Raw genomic sequence first — 2,659 nt, 5'->3', positions numbered from 1 at the left:
GCCGCACCGTCGGCGCCCGCGGCACCGGCTCCGGCCGCGCCGTCGAAGACTGCCGCTCCCGCCGTCGAGCCGTCCAAGCTCCGCGGCACCGTCGAGAAGGCGCCGCGGATCCGGCAGACCATCGCGAAGCGCATGCGCGAATCGCTCGAGGTCTCCGCCCAGCTCACCCAGGTGATCGAGGTCGACATGACGCGCATCGCGAAGCTGCGTGCGTCCTCCAAGGACACCTTCCAGGCACAGAACGGCGCGAAGCTCACTTTCCTCCCCTTCATCTCGAAGGCGGTCACCGAGGCGCTCAAGCAGCACCCGAAGCTGAACGCATCCTTCGACGAGGAGAAGAAGGAGGTCACGTACCACGACGCCGAGCACCTCGCGATCGCCGTGGACACCGAGAAGGGCCTGCTCGTCCCCGTCATCAAGGACGCCGGCAACCTCAACCTCGGCGGACTCGCCAAGAAGATCGCCGACGTCGGAGCCCGCACCCGCAACGGCCAGATCGGTCCCGACGAACTCTCGGGCGGCACCTTCACGATCACGAACATCGGGTCGGCCGGAGCGCTCTTCGACACCCCGATCATCAACCAGCCGCAGGTGGGCATCCTCGGCACGGGCATCATCGTCAAGCGCCCCGTGGTCATCACGGGCGTCGACGGCGACGACACCATCGCCATCCGGTCGATGATGTACCTGAGCCTGACCTACGACCACCGACTGGTCGACGGCGCGGATGCGGGTCGTTTCCTGCAGACGCTGAAGGCCCGCCTCGAGGGCGGCGCGTTCGAGGCCGATCTCGGCCTGTAGTCCATCCCCGGCTCCGGCCGGCCGCACAAGAGCCGCTTCCCACCAGGGAGGCGGCTCCTGTGCGTCCTACCGCCCTGCCGCGCCGGAGGACCGCTCGAGGCCCGAGGAGGCCGCCCCCGTGATGGAACTCCGCCCCGGGGCTCCCTAGGATGGGTATGAAGAACCCCGGCGTGACATCCGCGCCGGTCCGACCGCAAGGAGAACCATGGCTACCGTACGCACAGCCCACACCGTCTGGAGTGGCGACCTCCCCTCCGGCTCAGGCCAGGTAACGCTGGATTCGTCCGGTATCGGGACCTACGACGTCACCTGGAAGGCGCGTGCCGAGCAGTCCGAGGGCAAGACGAGCCCCGAGGAACTGATCGCCGCCGCGCACTCCGCCTGCTTCTCGATGGCCTTCAGCCACGCCCTCGGCGAAGAGGGGAAGACACCCGAGCGCGTCGAGACGAAGGCGGAGGTCGACTTCCAGCCAGGAACGGGCATCACGGCCATCCGACTGACTCTCGACGCCACCGTGCCGGGCCTGTCCGAGGAGGACTTCCAGCGCCTGGCGCAGGCCGCCAAGGAGGGCTGCCCCGTGTCGCAGGCCCTCGCCGCCGTCAAGGACATCTCGCTCACCGCGACGCTCCAGGGCTGAGCTCCGCACGAGAACGAGCAGGGACCCCGGACATCGTCCGGGGTCCCTGCTCGTTCTCGCCCGCAGCCGTGGGACTACTGGCCGCGGAGGTCCTGCGGACGCGGCGGCAGCGGACCGGGCCTCAGCGCGGGGTAGCCCTCCCTGGCCGGCGGCACGGCGGCGGGATCCCCGGCGAGCAGGTCCCGCAGGATCCCGACGCCCCGCTCGAGCTGGGGGTCCTCGCCCGCCGCGTGGGCGTGCGGCGGGAAGGGCACCTCGACGTCCGGATCCACGCCATGGTTCTCGATGGACCAGCCGATCCCATCCGTCACGTGGAAGCCGTAGCGCGGCTGGTTCACGCCCGTCCCGTCCGCGAGCTTGAAGCGCCCGTCGATACCGACGACGCCGCCCCACGTCCGCGTGCCGACCACGGGCCCGATCCCGCGCAGCTTGGCGACCTGCGTGATGATGTCGCCGTCGGACCCCGCGAACTCGTCGGTCAGGACGACCACGGGCCCGCGGGGTGCGTGGGCCGGGTACGTGCCCGGCGCTTCTCCCCGAGGCATCGACCAGGCCGTGACGCGGCGCCCGATCAGCTCCGCGACGAGCTGCGAGGTGTGCCCGCCCCGGTTGCGGCGCACGTCCACCACGAGCGCGTCGCGTGCCGTCTCCCGGTCGAGGTCGCGGTGCAGCTGGCCCCAGCCGTGCGCCACCATGTCGGGGATGTGCAGATAGCCGAAGCGCCCGCCGGACGCCTCCTGCACCGCCGCCCGATTGGCCGCGACCCACGTCTGGTAGCGCAGGCGCTCCTCGCTGCGGAGGGGCACGACGGCGACGCGGCGCCGCTCCACGGCGTCTCCCCCCGAGTCTCCGCCGGCACCGGACCTCACCGTCAGCTCGACGGTGACCCCGGCTGCTCCGGCCAGGAGGACCCCCGGCCCGAAGGCGGCCGGCACCGGTACGCCATCGATCGCCTCGATCACGTCGCCGGCCTGGACGGCGGCCCCCGGTGCACTGAGGGGCGAGACGGCCTTCGGGTCCGAGGACTCCGTCGCGAAGACCTTCGTGACGGCCCAGCCACCGTCGGCCGGCGCGAACTCCCCGCCGAGGAACCCCTGGTGGCCCCCGGGCTCGGTGACCAGGACCGGAGCGACGTAGGCGTGGGAGGTCCCGAGTTCACCGTGCAGCTCCCACAGCAGATCCGCGAGGTCGTCGTGGCTCCCCAGCCGGGCGACGAGCGGC

The 2,659-nt window shown here is 71.6% G+C and carries 3 protein-coding genes; 2 read left to right on the top strand and 1 reads right to left on the bottom strand.

From position 1 onward, the window contains the following. Positions 1-801, top strand: an 801-nt coding sequence (gene sucB / locus CVO76_RS16700; protein ID WP_208740190.1) for a 2-oxoglutarate dehydrogenase, E2 component, dihydrolipoamide succinyltransferase, incomplete at its 5' end; no start/stop codon positions are given. A gap of 205 nt (positions 802-1,006) precedes the next feature. Next, positions 1,007-1,438, top strand: a complete 432-nt coding sequence (locus tag CVO76_RS16695; protein ID WP_133081686.1) for an OsmC family protein — start codon at positions 1,007-1,009, stop codon at positions 1,436-1,438. A 74-nt stretch (positions 1,439-1,512) separates the two neighbouring features. Here the strand turns inward: CVO76_RS16695 and CVO76_RS16690 are convergent. After that, positions 1,513-2,659 (bottom strand): S41 family peptidase (locus tag CVO76_RS16690; protein WP_208740189.1); only part of this gene is annotated, 1,147 nt, incomplete at its 5' end.

Origin of the sequence: Arthrobacter agilis, assembly GCF_002953615.1 — a bacterium.
Lineage (GTDB): Bacteria > Actinomycetota > Actinomycetes > Actinomycetales > Micrococcaceae > Arthrobacter_D > Arthrobacter_D agilis_B.
The sequence above is the reverse complement of the archived record's forward strand: the minus strand, read 5'-3'. Positions and strand labels throughout refer to the sequence as shown.

What these genes read in the sequence shown, in the direction of transcription:
- CVO76_RS16695 (WP_133081686.1), top strand. Translation starts at nt 1,007, where the DNA reads ATGGCTACCGTACGCACAGCCCACACCGTCTGGAGTGGCGACCTCCCC.